The sequence below is a fragment of the Alteromonas sp. AWQ4_252 genome, from assembly GCF_056158205.1.
Map to the genome: position 1 here is coordinate 4,378,280 of NZ_JBSWSV010000001.1, position 18,389 is coordinate 4,396,668.

At 47.9% G+C, this 18,389-nt stretch carries 17 protein-coding genes, 1 pseudogene and 2 riboswitches; of the genes and pseudogenes, 1 reads left to right on the top strand and 17 read right to left on the bottom strand.

What is annotated here, in order from left to right:
* Positions 1-2: 2 nt before the first annotated feature.
* The 13 genes and pseudogenes from ACXACM_RS19155 to ACXACM_RS19215 all read right to left on the bottom strand — a co-directional run bounded on the left by ACXACM_RS19155 (position 3) and on the right by ACXACM_RS19215 (position 13,502).
* The gene (locus tag ACXACM_RS19155; RefSeq protein WP_474823778.1) at positions 3-1,022 is read right to left on the bottom strand and encodes a threonine-phosphate decarboxylase; all 1,020 of its coding nucleotides are present in this window, start codon (positions 1,020-1,022) and stop codon (positions 3-5) included.
* Complete coding sequence (gene cbiB, locus ACXACM_RS19160; RefSeq protein WP_474823780.1) at positions 1,003-1,989, bottom strand: adenosylcobinamide-phosphate synthase CbiB; 987 nt, start codon at positions 1,987-1,989, stop codon at positions 1,003-1,005. Before cbiB ends, ACXACM_RS19155 begins: the two co-directional genes overlap by 20 nt.
* A 47-nt stretch (positions 1,990-2,036) precedes the next feature.
* Complete coding sequence (locus ACXACM_RS19165) at positions 2,037-3,830, bottom strand: TonB-dependent receptor domain-containing protein (protein WP_474823782.1); 1,794 nt, start codon at positions 3,828-3,830, stop codon at positions 2,037-2,039.
* 142 nt (positions 3,831-3,972) lie between these two features.
* Positions 3,973-4,146: riboswitch (cobalamin riboswitch) on the bottom strand.
* Positions 4,147-4,177: 31 nt separating this feature from the next.
* Positions 4,178-5,035, bottom strand: a complete 858-nt coding sequence (locus ACXACM_RS19170; RefSeq protein WP_474823784.1) for a cobalamin-binding protein — start codon at positions 5,033-5,035, stop codon at positions 4,178-4,180.
* On the bottom strand, positions 5,032-5,634 hold the full coding sequence (gene cobO / locus ACXACM_RS19175) for a cob(I)yrinic acid a,c-diamide adenosyltransferase (RefSeq protein WP_474823785.1): 603 nt from the start codon (positions 5,632-5,634) through the stop codon (positions 5,032-5,034). The genes ACXACM_RS19170 and cobO overlap by 4 nt, the downstream gene beginning before the upstream one ends.
* Positions 5,635-5,641: 7 nt before the next feature.
* On the bottom strand, positions 5,642-7,108 hold the full coding sequence (locus ACXACM_RS19180; protein WP_474824416.1) for a cobyric acid synthase: 1,467 nt from the start codon (positions 7,106-7,108) through the stop codon (positions 5,642-5,644).
* A gap of 29 nt (positions 7,109-7,137) precedes the next feature.
* The gene (locus tag ACXACM_RS19185; RefSeq protein WP_474823787.1) at positions 7,138-7,782 is read right to left on the bottom strand and encodes a histidine phosphatase family protein; all 645 of its coding nucleotides are present in this window, start codon (positions 7,780-7,782) and stop codon (positions 7,138-7,140) included.
* A 2-nt stretch (positions 7,783-7,784) separates the two neighbouring features.
* Entirely contained in the window at positions 7,785-8,330 is a 546-nt protein-coding gene (cobU, locus tag ACXACM_RS19190; RefSeq protein ID WP_474823789.1) for a bifunctional adenosylcobinamide kinase/adenosylcobinamide-phosphate guanylyltransferase, read from the bottom strand.
* The gene (gene cobS, locus ACXACM_RS19195; protein WP_474823791.1) at positions 8,327-9,133 is read right to left on the bottom strand and encodes an adenosylcobinamide-GDP ribazoletransferase; all 807 of its coding nucleotides are present in this window, start codon (positions 9,131-9,133) and stop codon (positions 8,327-8,329) included. The genes cobU and cobS overlap by 4 nt, the downstream gene beginning before the upstream one ends.
* Positions 9,126-10,196 carry a nicotinate-nucleotide--dimethylbenzimidazole phosphoribosyltransferase gene (gene cobT, locus ACXACM_RS19200; protein WP_474823793.1) on the bottom strand — a complete coding sequence of 357 codons (1,071 nt, stop codon included), beginning with the start codon at positions 10,194-10,196 and terminating at the stop codon, positions 9,126-9,128. The genes cobS and cobT overlap by 8 nt, the downstream gene beginning before the upstream one ends.
* Before the next feature lie 4 nt (positions 10,197-10,200).
* A complete protein-coding gene (locus ACXACM_RS19205; RefSeq protein WP_474823795.1) occupies positions 10,201-11,229 on the bottom strand; it encodes a FecCD family ABC transporter permease in 1,029 nt (342 codons plus the stop codon).
* A pseudogene (locus ACXACM_RS19210) lies at positions 11,226-11,966 on the bottom strand (ABC transporter ATP-binding protein); the annotation flags it as partial. The pseudogene ACXACM_RS19210 and the gene ACXACM_RS19205, both read right to left, overlap by 4 nt.
* Before the next feature lie 169 nt (positions 11,967-12,135).
* Positions 12,136-12,279: riboswitch (cobalamin riboswitch) on the bottom strand.
* A gap of 56 nt (positions 12,280-12,335) precedes the next feature.
* Positions 12,336-13,502 carry an APC family permease gene (locus ACXACM_RS19215; protein WP_474823797.1) on the bottom strand — a complete coding sequence of 389 codons (1,167 nt, stop codon included), beginning with the start codon at positions 13,500-13,502 and terminating at the stop codon, positions 12,336-12,338.
* A gap of 192 nt (positions 13,503-13,694) precedes the next feature.
* Between ACXACM_RS19215 and ACXACM_RS19220 the strand changes: the two genes are divergently transcribed.
* Complete coding sequence (locus tag ACXACM_RS19220; RefSeq protein WP_474823799.1) at positions 13,695-14,468, top strand: IclR family transcriptional regulator; 774 nt, start codon at positions 13,695-13,697, stop codon at positions 14,466-14,468.
* A gap of 233 nt (positions 14,469-14,701) precedes the next feature.
* Here ACXACM_RS19220 and ACXACM_RS19225 read toward each other — a convergent pair whose 3' ends face one another.
* The 4 genes from ACXACM_RS19225 to kce form a co-directional block, all read right to left on the bottom strand.
* On the bottom strand, positions 14,702-16,171 hold the full coding sequence (locus tag ACXACM_RS19225; protein WP_474823801.1) for a sodium:solute symporter family protein: 1,470 nt from the start codon (positions 16,169-16,171) through the stop codon (positions 14,702-14,704).
* A gap of 65 nt (positions 16,172-16,236) precedes the next feature.
* Positions 16,237-17,052: an SDR family NAD(P)-dependent oxidoreductase gene (locus ACXACM_RS19230; protein ID WP_474823803.1), complete on the bottom strand. Its 816-nt coding sequence runs from the start codon at positions 17,050-17,052 to the stop codon at positions 16,237-16,239.
* Between the two features lie 35 nt (positions 17,053-17,087).
* Positions 17,088-17,447 (bottom strand): cupin domain-containing protein, encoded by a 360-nt coding sequence (locus ACXACM_RS19235; protein WP_474823805.1) that lies wholly within the window; start codon positions 17,445-17,447, stop codon positions 17,088-17,090.
* A 9-nt stretch (positions 17,448-17,456) separates the two neighbouring features.
* Entirely contained in the window at positions 17,457-18,389 is a 933-nt protein-coding gene (kce, locus tag ACXACM_RS19240; RefSeq protein ID WP_474823807.1) for a 3,5-dioxohexanoate:acetyl-CoA acetone transferase, read from the bottom strand.

Consider the following 18,389-nt stretch of genomic DNA (forward strand, 5'->3'; position numbering starts at 1 on the left):
AACTAGCGCAAAGAACCAACACTTGCATTTTTGTATGCTTGCAAGACTGACTTAAAGCGCGCCATGTCGTTAGTACTTGGTAGTCCAAACCGAATAGCATCTTTCTCATCGGTTAGTCGTGTGTAAATACCATAAGAACAAAGATGGTGATGCAGTGCTTTGGCATCTTTTAAGTACGCCGTTCTAAACAGGTAGGTTCCCGCAGTGTCTACCCGAAGATATTGCTTTAACAGTTGATGTAAATAATCGGACGACTGCTTTAAAGCTGTGTGCTGCTTTTGCTGCCAGCGTGTATCCTTCAGTGCTTCTTCTGCGATAAACAACCCTGGGCCATTTACCGGCCATGGCCCGATATAGTTATCCAGTATTGCTAAATGCTCCTCATGGGCAATGACGAACCCTATCCGTAACCCCGCCAGACCAAAAAACTTACCCATTGAGCGCAAGACAAAACAGTGCTTGTCGCTGGCTAATGGCACGGCAGAGTCAAAACAAGGCTCGGCATCGCCAAAGGCTTCATCCACTACCAGCCAGCCGTCCAACTCAATGAGTCGCTCATGGAGTCTTTTTATTATGTCGAGTGGTTGCACCTCACCAGAGGGATTATTGGGGTTTATTACCACAACTATATCCTGAGGTGACAGCTCGGACATATCAGGTAATTCAAGATAGTGTTTTATAGTAAAACCAGCGGTAAGCCATGCTTTCTCATGCTCTTTGTATCCCTGCTGTGGAACCCATACAATACCGTGCTCTTTTTTCAACTGCCGCCTGTATTGAGGTAAAGCCTGTATGGCTTGCTGGCTGCCAGCCACCGGTCGCAAAGCTGCTGCTCGATAGTATGATTGCGCAGCTTTGTATAAAGACGCATTGCTAATGGGTAATCTACGCCAAACCTCCGCAGGCAAAACAGGCACGGTATAACCCACGGGCGCAACTCCTGTAGACAAATCGAGCCACAACCCTTTAGGGATATGGTATAGCTTGACAACTGTAGCGAGATCACCACCGTGATGCAGCATAATAAGCTCCTTCTATTGCCGCACAAAAAAATAGCCACAACAAACAACTGTTTCTTACTAACGAAAGACTCCGGGGGATGTCCTGTACTTTAGGTGGTTCACCGAGGCCTAATGCTGGACTTTTGTGAGTTTCATTAAAATAAGTGGAAATACCACCTAATTGTATCTTTATCGCAGTAGCACCGCTGGCCATTACATAGCCGCCATTGACGCTCTTGTAATGTCGCCCCTGACGATAAGCATTGCTCAAGCTTCGCCAGACATTACCTTGCAACCCATAGAGACAAGCCGTCAGCTTCGCCGATGGCCACCCCATGAAATCGTCCATTTTTGCGCTAAAAAATCCAAAATACTGATAGTTCGAATTTTTATAGCCCCACATGGCATCGAGCGTATTGACCAGCCGATGAGCAACGGCAAGAGGCGCACCACCTACGCAATACCAAAATAAAGTAGCAATAACAGCGTCGTGGCCATTTTCCAGCATCGACTCAACTGTTGCCCTTACCATCGCGGGCTCGTCCAGTGACTGTGTATCACGGCTCACCAGATACCCTGTATACTTTCTTGCCTCTGACAGATTACCGTTAATTGAAGGCCAATAAACCTGCATTCCATGCTCATACAAACTACGATAACCCAAACAGAGGTAGACAAGTATTACATGCAGTAATAGCGATATACTACTGTTATTGAGACATGTAAGTAAAATCGGTAAAGGCAACACCAGGGCGCACCAGGCAAGTGTGCCCCTTAGCCGTCGTTGAACAGGCGTGTACCCTGCGTGGTTCAACTTCGTTTCTATTTGTTGGGCTAACCAGCCAAAACCCTCCAGAGGATGCCAGCGTTTAGGCTCACCCAATAGACGGTCGGTTAACAGCGCCAAGCAAAGTAAAAAGGTAACCAATTCCAAGTCCCAACCAATATGCCAACAGATGAAAGCGCCCGAAACAGCAATGACTTCCATCTAAACTGCATAGAATTGCCCCTGTACAAAGCCCTTATTTTTAGGACTTAAATCTGATAGTGAATACCTACATACACAGCGCGATCTAAACTCTGGTAATTCGACACCGTTTCGTAAGATTCATTGAACAGGTTATGCAATTTGAGCTTGGCTGAAAACGTGTCAGAAAGGTGATGTTCTACGCTTACATCAACTATCTGATAGCTATCGAGCACAGTGCCCTGATCTTCCCTGTCACCCTTGTATTCGTAATTGAGTAACACGTCAGTATTCTGGAACGAGGCAGTAAACTGATAACTAAACTGATTTTTTGCCCGCCGAACTAACCGGGTGTCAGTAACAGCATTCTTGGCATCGAGATAGCCGTAGTTAAGGGTATGAGTTCCACCCCATCCCACATAGCTTGCTTGCACGTCAACGCCTTGGATATCAGCAGCAGCGATATTGCGCGGTTGCCAGATGTTATCGGCGTCCGGCGCCCACTCAATAAGATTGTCAATGTCGGTGTTGTAAAAGCTAAGCCCAACGGTCAGAGCGTTCTTGTTGTACTGGAGGTTGATCTCCTCGGTATCCGACGTTTCTGAAATAAGATCAGGGTTACCGCCATAAGGGTAGTAAAGATCGTTGAATGTGGGGGCTTTAAACCCCGTTCCTTTCGCTAAGGAAAGTTGAATACTTTCAGTGATCTGATAGCCCAGGCTGGCATTGTAGGTGGTTTCACTGTCGATGTTTTCCACGTCATCATAGCGCAGAGCAAGTTCTGCAGTAACCTTTCCTGAAGTGAAAAGACCGTGGCCAAAATAGCCTTCCACACGACGTCGGTCTTGACTAAATGCTGTATTGGACACCATTTTCTCATTGTATTGGTCTGACCCCAATACAAGGGTTAGTCCGTTTTCAAACTGTGCAGTGTTTACCACCGAGAGTTGATCACGACGGGTTTCGAATAAATCGCTGTTCGCTTTCTCACGGCCATTGCCGTAGCTTTCACCGGTGTCTCGGGTCGACCCTATATTTACGCTTGTAACGTTTGTCACGCCAGCAATATTCCAGTCATACTCTCCACCAAAGTTCCATTCCCGGCTTTTGTTTTCAGACTCATTCAAATAGGTTGAATCAAACTCCGTGTCCTGCTCAACCGTTCTTAACATCCAGTTTAATGAAAGTGCTTTACTGAGGTCTTGCTTACCATTTAATAACACGCTAAATGTATCGTAGCCATCGTCATCTGGCTCGCTGGTTTTAAGTACATCAAAACCATCACTTTTCTCTTTGGTGATAGCAAGTGTTGTCGCGCCCTCACCATGTGAAAAACTGGTGCCAAGGTAATAAGACTGGGTGTTATTTGTGCCGTACTTTGCGTTCAATGAAACACTGCCTGGGGCCTGCTCCCGGGTAATAATATTGATAACCCCGCCGATGGCGTCCGAGCCCCATACTGCTGCCCGCGGCCCTTTAACTATTTCAATTCGCTCAATAAATTCAGGTGACAAGGTAGTCCAGGTGGCACCTCCGCTGCTGGCTGAATTTACCCTAAGCCCGTTGATAAGTACCAGGGTTTGATCTGAACTGGCACCACGGGTAAAAACAGACACAGACTGCCCTCGCCCACCGTTACTGGCAACGTCAATACCAGCATAACGGGAGAGCAATTCCGGTACAGATTCCACCTGAGCAAGGGCGATATCGCTTCTGTCTATTATCAATTGTGTTGCCAGGCTTGGTACAGCCATACCAGTAGCCCTGGAAGCCGTAACCGTAATGGTTTCTATATCACTTTGTGCGTTAGCCACGCCAGTTATTACCGACGATACAGCCAATGTAAGATAAATGTGTTTCACGTGTGTTCCTCAATCTTTATTAGAAAACGATTGAAGGAGGGAAAGAGGATGTGAATGCAAGACTGCAACATAACGGGATGCAGTCAAAATCGTAGAATTTACATACTCCAATGAAGCCCTCCGCTTCATTCGCGTTACCTGTCATAGTGATTAACTTCAGGCCGGTGTCGGGCTCACACGTTATGTGTATTACCGTTGCGGGGGCAGCCGTGGAATTATTCGCAGACAATTAATCTGGCGTTTTCACCACACTTCCCGTTTACCCTGACCAGACTAAATTAATCAGCCGTCAGGCACCTGAGACAGTGGCGTGCAAGATAGCCATGCTACCCTTAAATGTCAATGATTTACTTGTCAGCGTAGTGCTTTCTGGCACCGTCAATCTTCTCACACAGGCGTGTTACTTCATCCAACATTCGCATAGTCATACGATGGGTTTTATCAGCATCAGGATGAAATATAAACCCGTTAGCCGCGGCGGGAATATGCTCCCATTGAGCCCAGTTTAAAGCGTCTGTGTTTGCTGCACTATGGGGAGTTGGCTGAATAACCACCTGTGGCTGACTGGTTAGAACACGCTCCAAACTTACCATAGGGTAATCGTCTTTTAATTCAGCAAACGGGTTATATACGCCGCACAAATCGAGCTGTTTTTGAAGCCAGGCGTTGTTGGCGACCGTTCGAAGTGGCCGCGCCCACAATTCGTAAAAACCCGTCACTGGCGTGGCGGTAGCGTACGTACCGCGAAGTTCAGCCAAACGCTGGCGGTATGCCAGTGCCATCGCTTCAGCACGTTGGGTACGGCCTGTGAGTTCTCCTAACATGATCAATTCATCGGCCACACTGTCAAGGGTGGTAGGGTCAGAATACACAATGTTCATGCCGTATTTCTTTAACCGTGCGAGATCTTCCTGGGGGTTCCCCGTTCGCCACGCAATGATTATATCCGGTGCAAGTTGAACAATACGCTCGATTTGCAAACGGGCATAATTACCAACCCTGGGGATCTGCTTCGCCCCGTCCGGGTAGTCGGAATGATCCGTTGTTGCGATAATGGTGTCACCTGCGCCAATATCATACAAAGATTCCACAATATGAGGAGCCAAAGCGACAATTCGTACCGGTTTATCTTCGGCTGCAGATCCAATCCCAGCGATGTGTGATAGCCAGACAAATAGCAAACCTCTTACTAATGTCGTTTTCACCAGTCAATACCCACCTGCGCTTTTATACCTGCATCAAAGGCGTGTTTTACTGATTTCACCTCACTTACGGTATCGGCAATATCAATGATCGCCCGATGACATGCCCGCCCGGTTACAACCACGTTCTGTCCTTGCGGCCGGTTTTGCAGCGTTTCTACCACTTCATCGACATCGAGATACTTATAGGTGAGCATGTACGTGATCTCATCCAACAAAACCAGATTAATTGACGGGTCCTGTAGCCAAATCTTAGATTGCTCCCACGCTTTTTTAGCCGCCGCGATGTCCGTTGCTTTGTCCTGTGTTTCCCAGGTAAAGCCGGTACCCATAACGTGAAAAGGTACGCCGTGGGCTTGCAGTAAATCTCGCTCACCACAAGGCCAGGTGCCTTTGACGTATTGCACCACAACCGCTTTTAATCCATGACCAACGGCTCTGGTGACAGTGCCGAATCCAGAGGTGGATTTCCCTTTACCGTTGCCAGTGATAACAATCAGAATTCCCTTTTCCTCTTGCGCATTTGCCACCCGTTCATCAACCTTAGCTTTGTGCTCCTGCATCCGCGCCTTGTGTTTGTCGTTACTGCGGTCGTTACTCATATCATTTTCACCCTATTAATGAATCTATGATTTTCCAATCGAGGTGCTGCTCGCACATGTCAGCCAATCGATTGAGCTCTTTTTCCTGAATGTCTGTGTAGCTTTGTTCAATCTGAACTCTGGCACCAGCCCACACCAGAATAGTTTCAAGCGCCGCTGCACTATCAAATACCCCGTGTAAGTAGGTACCGGCAACCTGATTATCAGGGCTAATGGCACCTTCCTTCTGATCATCGCTGAGTATCGCGAAACAAGCCGCTTCGTTGGCGTCGGTTACACCTACATGTATTTGGTAACCCTCTACAGCCACACCTGTTGATACAGCAGGTAATACGCGATTTTCATGCAAACATAACTGCCCTTTGCTTAAGGTAAGTTGTTTCTCATTTTTTAAAACCGTTCGGGCATCCAAATAACCTAAACCTGAAGTATTTCCCGGCGAGCCCTCCACGCCATCAGGGTCGCACACCAGCTTGCCCAGCATTTGATAGCCGCCACAAATACCCAGTACTTTTCCGCCATAGCGCAAGTGCCGGGCTATATCATGATGCCACCCCATGTCACGCATGAAAGCCAGATCACCACGAACATTTTTGCTACCAGGCAAAATAATCAGGTCGCAAGGGGGGATCTGACTATGAGGAGGAACATACACAAGGTTAACGTGTGACAGTGCCCGCAACATATCGAAATCGGTGTGATTGCTGATGCGGCTAAACACGGGAACCGCAACGGTTATCCGGGTATCGTTAGTGTCGTTATTCTGCGTTGCGTCAACTGCATCCTCGGCAGCAATTTGTAAGTTATGCAAATAAGGTAATACGCCAATAACAGGTTTCCCGGTTCTTTCTTCAAGCCAATCCAGTCCTGATTGAAGTAATGCTATGTCGCCCCGAAACTTGTTGATAACAAACCCGGCCACCCGCTTTTTTTCCGTATCTGACAACAACGCCAACGTTCCCACCAACTGCGCAAACACGCCCCCACGGTCAATATCTGCAACAAGTATTACGGGGCAATCAACGGCTTCGGCAAACCCCATATTAGCGATGTCTCCCTCCCGAAGATTAATTTCCGCAGGGCTGCCAGCCCCTTCAACAACCACACATTGAAATTGCCCGGTTAAACGTGCATGAGAAGTAAGCACCGCGTCCATGGCTACTTTTTTGTAGTCGTGATAAACACCGGCTAGCATATTGGCAATAGCCTTGCCGTGAATGATTACCTGGGCACCAGTATCTGTACTGGGCTTTAATAATACTGGATTCATATCTACGTGAGGTGCAAGGCCAGCGGCCTGAGCCTGCACTGCCTGAGCCCGGCCAATTTCACCTCCCTCGGCAGTAACGGCGCTGTTAAGTGCCATATTCTGGGGTTTAAATGGCACAACTTTAACGCCACGTCGGTACAAACAACGACACAGTGCCGCCACCAGCATACTTTTCCCGGCATCGGACGAGGTTCCCTGAACCATGAGTGTATTTCGTATCAAAGTGGTCTCGCTTAGGTTGTACTGCTAATTACATCGTAAGGTAACGCCACATAGTTAACAGTGGGCTTAGCCCCTGGGGTTCGCGCTAGCGTTAGTAAAGTTGCACTGCCATAGCCGATTTGCCACTGACTGTACAAGGCCGGGTTGCCCCAATGAAAGTCCAAAACACTTGCGAGAATTAAGCGGATAACGCCACCATGGGTCACCACAACTATGCGTTGAGGCTCACTTTCATTGCGCAGTGTTTCCAGCAGCAACTGCCAGGCTGCCACAACACGTGCTTGCATGGCTGCTAATGGTTCTGCGTCAGTGAAGTGATATTCCGATGGCGCCTGCCAAAATGCTTCCAATTCATGCCAGCTATCGGCGGGAATGTCGTCAAATGGCACACCATCCCAACGCCCAAAATCACATTCGCGAAACCCTGCTTCTATGGATAATGGCAACGCGTCTTGACTACTAACCTGCTGAGAAAACTGTAAGCAGCGCTTTAAAGGAGATGAGACTATTCTTGTGACAGGTCGAATTCGCTCAAATTGGCGAGTTAATGCACTATGACCTGCTAAACTCAAAGCAACGTCAGTTTTGCCGTATAGCGCAGCGGCTCCTGCTACTTGCCCGTGCCGCACGAGAAAAATATGGTGAGTTCCCGCCACGGCTAAATTTCGCTCTTCATTGTCAACGGTAGCCCGGCTGCAACAAACGTAACTTTGTGAGCACAGTCGGCCACCGCCTGATTCAACCAACCTTGCCAATCGACAAAACGACGAGTAACAGCCCCCATGGGAATAACGCCCATACCGACTTCGTTACTGACCAACACCACCTGCCCTTTTGCTGTGGTGAGCGCTTCAATTAACGATGATTTCAATTGTAGAAAATCCCGCTCCGGATAGTGGTACATTTCATTATTCAGCCACAGGGTTAAACAATCGACTAAGAGCACGTGTTCAGTGGTACTGGCAAGGTGATTAATAGCTTCTGGCAAATTCACGTGATGTTCTTCCAGTTGCCAGTGGGAAGGTCTGTCACTTTGATGCTGTGCGATCCGACTTGCCATTTCAGAGTCTGTATTCCTGGCAGTAGCAACATAAAAAACACGCTTGTTAGCGCTATTCCCCATGTCGCGTTCAAGTTTGGACACCACGCTTTGTGCATAACGCGATTTACCACTGCGCGCGCCACCTAAGACTAGTTCTATCATACAAGCCCTCCAGTCACGGCTACCAGAAAGAGGTAGATAACCAATTCCTGAATTTGCTGCGCAGCTCCCAGTACATCACCGGTAAACCCACTAATGTGATGGCGCATCCAGTTTCGCAATGCATAGCGCACAATTAACAACACCCCAAACAGCAGCATCATATTCACCACAGACAAGAATAACGCAGCTATAGCGCCGGTCGCGAAAACGAATAACAAGTGCGTTGGCGATACCGGTTTTGCTAAGGGATCACTCTTATTTTTTTGCACACTCCCCTTAGATGATACGTAGGGTAAATCCTGGACGTGACTCAACGCCAATGCCCGTGACAACGGGTAGGCAATGCACAATGCTAAAACGAGCATGTCATGCACCGCCAGGGTGTATAACAACGCGGCTTTAAGCCCCAGAGACAACACCAGTGCACACGTGCCGTAAGTGCCAATGCGACTGTCTTTCATAATGTCAATTTTACGCTCAGGGGTTAGCCCTCCCCAGAATCCATCACACGAATCTGCCAGGCCATCTTCGTGGAGTGCGCCAGTGAGTAACACACTGGCGAGCATAACTATGACTACAGCAATCAAGGGGCCCAATACCGCCTCAGTAACTTGCCATAACACAATGAGTAATAGCGCTAAGAGCCACCCGACAAGAGGAAAATAACGGGTACAGCTGTGCATGAATTCAGGCCGGTAGTGTACGCTCCTACCCATGGGGATGCGGGTAAAAAAGCCTAATGCTAAACGAAAATAATTTAGCTCCTGGGATAGTATTGATGAAAACCTGTATTGTTCACACATGAACACTCGCACTCTCGAATGAAGCCATATCGTTATACACAGAAGCGGCTGTTCTCAACAAAGGGATGGCAAGTGCAGCACCGGTTCCCTCGCCCAATCTAAACCCCATATTCAACAGTGGAGTAGCGCTGAGTTCATCGAGTACCATTTGATGCGCCCGCTCTTCACTGGCATGGGCAAACACCATAAATTGCCTGGCGTCAGGGGCAATATCGCAAGCCAGTAAGGCCGCCACCGACACGATAAAACCATCGACGACAATAAGCGCCCCTTTTTCAGCAGCAGCCAGCATAGCACCAACCATTTGCACAATTTCAAAGCCGCCCAAGGAAGCTAGCAGATAGTACGGTTTGGGGAGCTGCCCGTCGTTTTCTCTTGTAGAGCGATTCAATGCCCGGCGAATAAGTGCGATTTTAAGGGCTAACTGTTCATCGGAAATACCGGTGCCGCGCCCCACCACCTCTTCAGCCTGCCGATTGGTAAACGCTGCGAATAAAGCAGCTGCAGAGCTGGTGTTACCTATGCCCATTTCCCCAAAACCGATGATGTTAGTTCCCTGCTTCAGGTATTCAGCGGCGATGTTCCTGCCGAACAAAAGCCCCCGCTCCAGCGTATGTTCCGACATCGCAGCTGTAATACTCATATCATTGGTACCTGCACCCAGACGCTGAACAACATAACTGGGGTGTTGTTGGTCGAGTGGCGCAATCATTCCAGCGTCAATAACGCCCAGCGCGACATCATTAGTTCGACAAAAACAGTTTATGGCCGCGCCACCGGCTAAAAAATTACTCACCATCTGCTGTGTGACTGCCGATGCAGCGATACTCACACCATGTCTGGCAATGCCGTGATCACCGGCAAATACCAATACAACAGGCTTGGTCACCGTCAGCTGTGGTTGCTCAAGCAGCCCCAATTGAATGTGAGCCATTTGAATGGCCAGTGTTTCAAGCTTACCCAAAGAACCAACAGGCTTAGTTTTGTTGTCGACAACCTCTTTGTATTGAGACAGCTTGCTGGCATCTAAACCAGGTACCGGCCAGGTTAATGCTGATAACATTGTATTAGTGACTCCGTTGTCGAATAGCAAGGAAGAAGAAAATACTGCCGATGGCGGAAGTAATAATACCTATGGGAATTTCCTGCCCGGTGAGGGCAACCCTGGCAAAAATGTCCACGATGACCATAAAGATTCCTCCGAGTAACACACAGCCTAATATAAGTGTACGGCTGGTTACACCAAGCCAGTTGCGCACAATGTGCGGTATCATTAACCCAACAAAACCAATTCCACCGCAATAGGAGACAATACAGGCAGTTAACGCCGCGCAAATGGCCAGTGATAACATCCGCAACAAACGTACATTCACTCCCAGAGAGCGAGCGCTTTCGTCCCCCAGAAGCAATGCGTCAGTTTGCCGGCCAAACAACAACAGCACCAGAACACTCAGGGTTACCACAGGTAGCATCACCCAGGCGTACCAGGTCTCTACCCTGGCCAAACTGCCCATTAGCCAAAATACCACTTTATTCGCGGCAAATGGCTCGGCGAGGAAAAGCAGAAAATGAGAGAACGCCCCTAACATGAACGACACGGCCACACCTGCCAATAACAAATGTTCTGTCCTCCGGCCCAAAGCACTGGCAACCAATAGCTGCACCAGAGCAACGGAAAACAAGGCCCCTAAAAATGCCGCACCCGGTAGAGCAATTGAAAATGCGGTTTCAGGATCAGACCATGTAAGCCCTACTTTTTCCGCGAAGGATTCAGAAAACAGCAACGTTGCCACACTTGCTCCAAGGCCGGCTCCGGCGACGACACCAAAGAGGTAAGGGTCGGTAAGACTGTTTCTTGTGACATTTTGTAATGTTGCCCCTGCCACCGCCAGCCCTACGCCAACGAGAAAACCCACGGCTACCCGTGGAACGCGAATTTCCCAGAAGATCAGAGCGTCAGTAGGTGAGGCGCATTCACCAACCAGACATGCCCACACATTAGCCGCAGATAGCTCAGCAGCACCGTACAACATCGACAGCGTACAGGCGACAACAGCAACCACACTTAACAACACCCACACGTACTGACGGTTCATGATTTCCACCCGGCTAAATCTAATACCTGCTGTCTCTTTGGCGAAAAAGAAACGCTGGGCTTGCCGTGGTGCTGCGTTACATGACAATCAATGTTAAAGACTGTAGAGAGTAAGTCAGGTTGCAACACTTTATCGCCCTCTCCACTGGCGACCAACTCACCCTTGTTCAGAAGAAGTAGTGAGTCACAGTATTGTGCTGCAAGGGTCATATCGTGCAGGCTCATGATAACCGTTACATTTAATTTTGAGGCGAGGTCGTGAAGCAGTTGAAGGATCTGATGCTGATAGTACACGTCAAGATGGTTAACTGGCTCGTCGAGAATAAGCAATGGTGCCCGTTGCACCAATGCCCTGGCAATCAGTGCACGTTGCTGCTCACCACCAGATAGACTGCTGAACTGTTGCTGGCCTTTTCCTTCCAGCCCCACCGCCTTTATAGCTTGGTGAATACGACGGTCATCGTCTTTAGTTTGTCGCGCTAAAAGCCCTTTATGGGGAAGCAACCCCATTCGCACTACCTGCTGCAAAGTGACAGAAAATACCACATCGTTAATTTGATTCACTACGGCTACCTGCCGTGCAAGGGCCAAAACCGAATAGTCTGAAATATTTCGACCTTTCCAGCACACCTCACCGTGACTTTTCAACTGACCAGACAGCACTTTTAATAAGGTGGTTTTCCCTGCACCATTCGGACCGAGTACGCCTATGACTTCACCGATTCGGGCAGTGAAACTCACCTGCTTTAGGATGGCTTTATCATGGATGTACAAAGACACCTTTTCGGCCTGAAGTACGCATTTATCTGTCAATGGTTCCACCTGACTGGGAGGCGGGAATAGGCAAGTTACCGGATAGTCACCCGGCAGATACGAAGACTTGCTATCGTGTATTCCCGCACGAAAACTAATACTACAGGTATGGCTGGTATCTGACTTTCAATAGCCTGCTATTGATTCACAGTTGCGGGTACAGTTCTGGTCATTCACCAGATTCCCAATTAAGTTTCCTAACTTAGGATAAGGAAACACCATTACCTGAATAGGCGTGGAAATATAGCAGATTTGCAGATAAAAAAGCTATGTTTATCAGGTTAGAGACCAGCACTACTGCGCCAATACCGCCAACACGACGAGGCCGACACAACTTACCAGCCCCATAACTGATACCCAACGAGGTATAAATCTCTGTTCGTCTGGCACTTTTAAGGCCGCAATGTTAGTGATGCTATAGTAAATTAACACGGTAAAAGCACTGAGCGTCCAGGCACTTTCTATCCCTCCGGCCAACGCAATCAACGACATGGTAAGGAATGTCGCCCAGGTAGCCATGGGTGCGGCTTTGTTGTCTTTATCCAGTTTTGCCAGAGACGAGGGTAAATCTCCACGGCGCCCCATCGCCAGATAAACCCGTGACACACCTAAGAGTAAATTAAGTAGAACGCCTCCCATGGCCACCACCCCACCACTCACTACGGCCCACTTCCAGGGAGAGTAACTGATTAATTTGGCAATATTAAAGTCACTGACCAGCAATAGATCAGACTGCCACACATGAACTATTGCAGCCCCAATGAGCATATAAATAATGCTGACAACCGTGAGCGTCAGCCAGACAGCGCGTGGAATATTCTTACGAGGTTCCGCTATTTCCTCGCCCATGGTGGCAATACGTCCATACCCGGTAAATGCGACAAACATCAATGCTGCGCCGTGAAAAAGTGACAAACTGTCTTCAGGCTGTAAGGTTTCCGCTGAGGGCTCAGCCTGAAAAGCTACCACCACAAATACCAACAAGCCTAGCAAGCTGATAGCAACGAGTAACCCATTCAGCCAGTTGGTACGACGCAACCCTGCGAGCACGAAAATAGTAAAAAAGAGCAGTAAGGCGATAGAGATTATGCCTTCAGCTATACTTCCTAAGCCCGTAAAAGACGCCAGATAGTCTGCGATGACCAGGGCAGCGGTGGCGGCAGACGCACTCTTTGCAACTATAAATAATACGCCTGCTATAACGCCACTCGCACGGTTTAGATACTGATAGCCGTATTCATAGGTGCCTCCACTCACGGGGTGCGCACTGGCAAGTTGCGCAGAAGACAACCCGTTACACAATGCCGTAAACGCCGCGATAACAATGGCCCATATGAGCAAATCACCGGCAATTGCAGCGGTGAGTCCTACACTCACATAGGCGCCTGTACCTAGAATTGAGCCTAACCCAATCAGCAGGGCACCGGATAAATGTGTATTTCTGGCCAGTTGATTATTCATATCTTCCCTATGCATTTCGCTGGTATTTTCTTAATACGCTATATATATTCCCATTACAGAATAAAGGTTCATCAGGCAATTCAACACAAACTTTTTTCATCGACCAACTGGGCTTTACAAGCGATTTGCGGTAATATTGTACTGCATTACGATACACTCTAGATTCGATGCCGTATCAGCAAGGAGCGATAAATGTCTCAAAACAATAGTAGTAAGCAAGGTATTCAGGTAATTACCCGTGCAGTGAATATACTTCGTGCGCTGGAAGGAAGGCCGGAAGGATTGAGCTTAAGCGCTATTGCCAAAGAGGTTGCGTTACCACGCTCTACAGTTCAGCGCATAGTTGGTGCGTTGTCGGATGAAGGTTTCTTAATTTCGGCCAGCCCGACTTCGCGGGTGAGATTAGGCCCGGGGTTAGTTTCATTGGGCTCTGCAGCAAAAGCTGATATAGATCGTGTTATTTTGCCTTACATGACCAGATTGTCAGATGAGATAAGCGAAACTGTAGATTTATCCGTCCAAGATGGTACTTCTATGATATTCATCGACCAGGTTGTTGCTGATAGTCAAAAGCTCAGAGCTGTTTCTTCTGTTGGTGACGCTTTCCCCATTCAATCATGTGCAAACGGTAAGGCCATTCTTGCCAGCCTTACAGATATGCAAATGAACGACTTATTATCCAAAGTAAATTTCACAAAACTAACCCCCCATACATTATCTGAGTCGAATGGGTTAAAAAGAGATATCGAAAGAGTCAGAAAAACAGGCGTTGCTTACGACGTAGAGGAGCACTGCGAGGGAGTCTGCGCAATCGGTATAGCTATAGAGGACCCGTACGGCAGAAATATCGCTATTTCAATACCCATTCCCTCTATTCGATTCGAAAGAAATAAGGAATTTATTTCCGCAAAGCTTATAGAATACAAATCGATTATTGAAAAGGCCCTCGGCGCAACCCTGCAATAGCATTCCCTTAAGGAATACTATTGTCTTTTACTTTATTGGCAACAATATAGGCTGCTATATAAAGTACCGCACCAAACAAGATAATACCGCCCATCCACAATTTTGTAATCATATCAGCGCTCATCGCATTCCCCTTTTTTGTTTAGTAACACGTGAATCAAAAAAAATATAACGGTAATAATGGCAATGGTTGCCAGGGAAGTAAGAAACAAATTAATAGCAATATTCATTAGCTAGCCCTCTGACAGTGAAATTGACTGGGAGTTATGTGATTTGAAATGTGCAGGCCTGGCATTCTTAGTAAACAGGTTCCCTACCACGGTAGAGATAAGCGCAATTAGCGCCACGACATGGGCGTTTTCCAGCATAGTTAACCCCAGTGTTACTTTTATTGATGTGAAGGACCACAGCAAGTTCGTTGCCCAGCTCGTTGCCAAGACTACCCCAGCCACGACCGTACAACGTTTCCAGAACAAACCAGCAACGATAATAAAAAAGAACGGAACCAGCCACGCAAACAACCAGGTAATGGCGAGAATAACATTTGGCTGGAAAAACAGGGTCATAGCAGCTGCCAGACCGCCTATTGCGACAATGGCGTAGCGAATGAGTTTTTTCTCAGATTCAGGACGAAGGGGACGGGACAGATGCACACTGACAATATCTTTGACAAAGATAGTAGCGGGTGCCAGGGCAGACATGGCAAAGGTTGAGAGCAAGGCGCCAAGAAATCCAGCCTGAAGTAGCACTACCAGCCACGTTGGCAACAAGTTAACTAACAAAGCTGCGCCAGCGAGTTTAGGCCCCAACTGGGCAAATTCAGGGATTGTGGCAGCGGCAATGCCTACCAAAACCGGAAAGACACCAAACAAACCGTTAATGGGCGCTGCAATCCACAATGAACGCTTTATGGTCTTCTCGTCTTTTGCTGACATGGCGGCCTGCATTCCTTGCTGATTGACAGATTGTGAAAATACCACAGAGAAGATCGCAGCTAAGGCAAAACTCACCAGTAAGTCCGGTTTGCTCAGCACAGATAACTTAAACTCTTCGCCATTGTCTACATAATGCTGACTGACACCTTCCCACCCTTCTGGCAAAACAAACGCAAGATAGATCCCCGCAGTAATCACGGCTGCATACATGACGACAGCATTGACCAAATTTACCCACATGGTTTGTTTTATTCCCCCCATGCAAACGTAGGCCGTTCCAATGGCAGCGCCAAGTACCGCTGACCAACCAAGAGGCCAGCCCGACATGGCGGCAATACCAATGCCAAGGGTTTGTGTTTCCAGCGTGACCAAGCCAAATACGACCATTGCAGCAACGCAGGCCGTATAGGTTCGCAACCGCTGATTGTAGAGTCGCCCTATGAGTTCAGGAATAGTGGTGGTGCCTATTCGACGAATCCAGCGTCCGGTACCCAGACAGATCACACAAAGTAAAATGGTATGCGCGAAGCAAAACCACAGCGCCACGGCGCCAAGTGAAAATGACATTTCCATTAGGCCATAAACATGTGCTGAGCCTAAATAAGTAATGGCTATAGTCACGGAAAACATTGCAACACCGGCATTTCTGCCGCCCAGTGCCATGTCTGTCACCGTGTCCTGCCGGGCCGCCTGCCAGCTCAGGTACTTACCAATCCCTCCGATAACAATAATGTTATAAGCGAGAACCAACAACAGCACAGTATTCATGGTAACTCCTTTTTATTTTTATATTTATTCGACGCGATCATGCCACACACTATCTTCAGGCTTACTTATCCAGCCGTACATCCACCATCGACATACACGATCTGGCCGTTGATAAAATCTGACGCTGGAGCTGACAGAAACAATACCAAACCTATCATATCTTTGGTTTCCGCCACCCGGCCCATTGGAAGCCTGGCTAAAAACGGCGCAATGCGCTGGGGATCTTCACAGATCTCTTTGGTCAGTGGAGATTTGATCAATGTAGGCGCGATGGCGTTAACATTGATGATAAACCCTTCTTGCACCCCCTTTATCGACCACTCCGTCGACAATTGCTTAGTCAGGTTATCAATGGCAGATTTTGATGCCGCGTAAGCAGTATACCCATCGGGATGGCCACAGAAACCCCGCACAGAAGAGGTGTTAACAATTTTACCTTTCCCCTGTCTCATGAAGTACTTACCAAATTCCTGACAGGGAATTAGCGTTCCTACAACGTTCACAGATAAAACCTGCTCGAATTTATCCTCGGGCATGGTTTCAGCAGGCGCTCTAAATGCCATACCTGCGTTGTTAATTAGCACATCTATTCGACCAAACTTTTCATCTACTGCGTTGACTAATTCAGCTATTGAAGCTCTGTCGGTTACATCACTGCGAATGGCAGTGCAACTGCCACCGATGGCTTCTACTGAAGCTACAGTTTCATCGAGGGTAGTTTGATTACGCGCCGTGACTACCACTTTCGCTTCGTGTACGGCAAAAGCTCTGGCGTAGGCCGCACCCAGAGTGCCATTTCCGCCGGTAATAACAACCACCTTATCTTTCATGCTAAACATATTTTGAGCAAATGAATCGCTCCAGGTTTCTGTCATAGCCATCTCAATCTCCTTAGTAATGATTTAATTGGTGTTATTTACGATGTGGAAAACGTCACCAATACGGTAGTCACCTGGTTAGATTCATTTTTTAACTTCCGTCCCTCATTGGGAAGTATGGCGACAGAATCACCGGCATAAAGCACAGTAGATTGATTGTTTTCGTCCGTTACCGTTAACTCACCGCTGATGACGTAATATGCTTTTTCATACGCAGCACCAAATGTATCTTTTTGGTACTGCATACTGGCACCACCATTGGGAAGAAAGTAGCTAAGCCCTTGCCAAAACTTGGTTAAACCGGTCTCAGCTTCGCCCTGGATCTTCAGTGCTACCATGTCAAAATGCGCGGGCGGGTTATAAGGCTTTAAGTCGTTTAATGTTACAAATCTCATCATACTTCTCCGTTAAAACCCAACGTTGTCTTTGCCCTTCAAGCCAAGCATTTCCCTGGTTTCATCCGGCGTGGCAACGTCCAGGGAAAACTCGCTCAACAAACGTCTTATTTTTTCTACTTGCTGAGCATTGCTTTCCGCCAACTTACCTTTGCCGATAAAGAGGCTGTCTTCCATGCCTACTCTGACATTGCCGCCCATTAACGCTGTTTGAGTAGCAAAAGGCATTTGGTGTTTACCGGCAGCCAGTACAGACCATTGATAATCTTCACCAAAAAGTCTGTCAGCAGTACTTTTCATAAACATGAGGTTTTCTTCATCAGCACCGATGCCACCTAGGATCCCGAAGATGGTTTGAATGAAAAACGGCGGTTTCACCAGCCCTCTGTCGGCAAAGTGAGCAAGGTTATAAAGATGACCTACGTCGTAGCATTCATGCTCGAACTTCGTGCCGTGCTCAGACATGATGGCCATGATTTTTTCGATATCCTTGAACGTATTTCTAAAGATAAAATCATCACTGTCGCGAACATACGCCTCTTCCCAGTCGTACTTCCATTTCTTGTAACGATTAGCCAGGGGAAACATGGCAAAATTGATACTGCCCATGTTCAACGAACACATCTCCGGGCTTACCTTCATGGCACAGGCCAACCGCTCTTCAACAGACATGGTTGGACTGCCCCCTGTTGTGAGGTTGATCACAGCGTCTGTTTTAGCCTTGATTTCAGGCAGAAATTGCATAAACACATCGGGATCACCGGTAGGCTGTCCGTTTTCAGGGTTCCGGGCGTGCAGATGAATAATTGACGCGCCAGCCTCAGCCGCTTTTACCGATTCATCAGCGATTTGCTGGGGTGTGATGGGCAAGGCGTCAGACATTGTCGGCGTATGCATTGCACCGGTTACGGCGCACGTAATAATGACTTTGCTATTCTTTTTCAT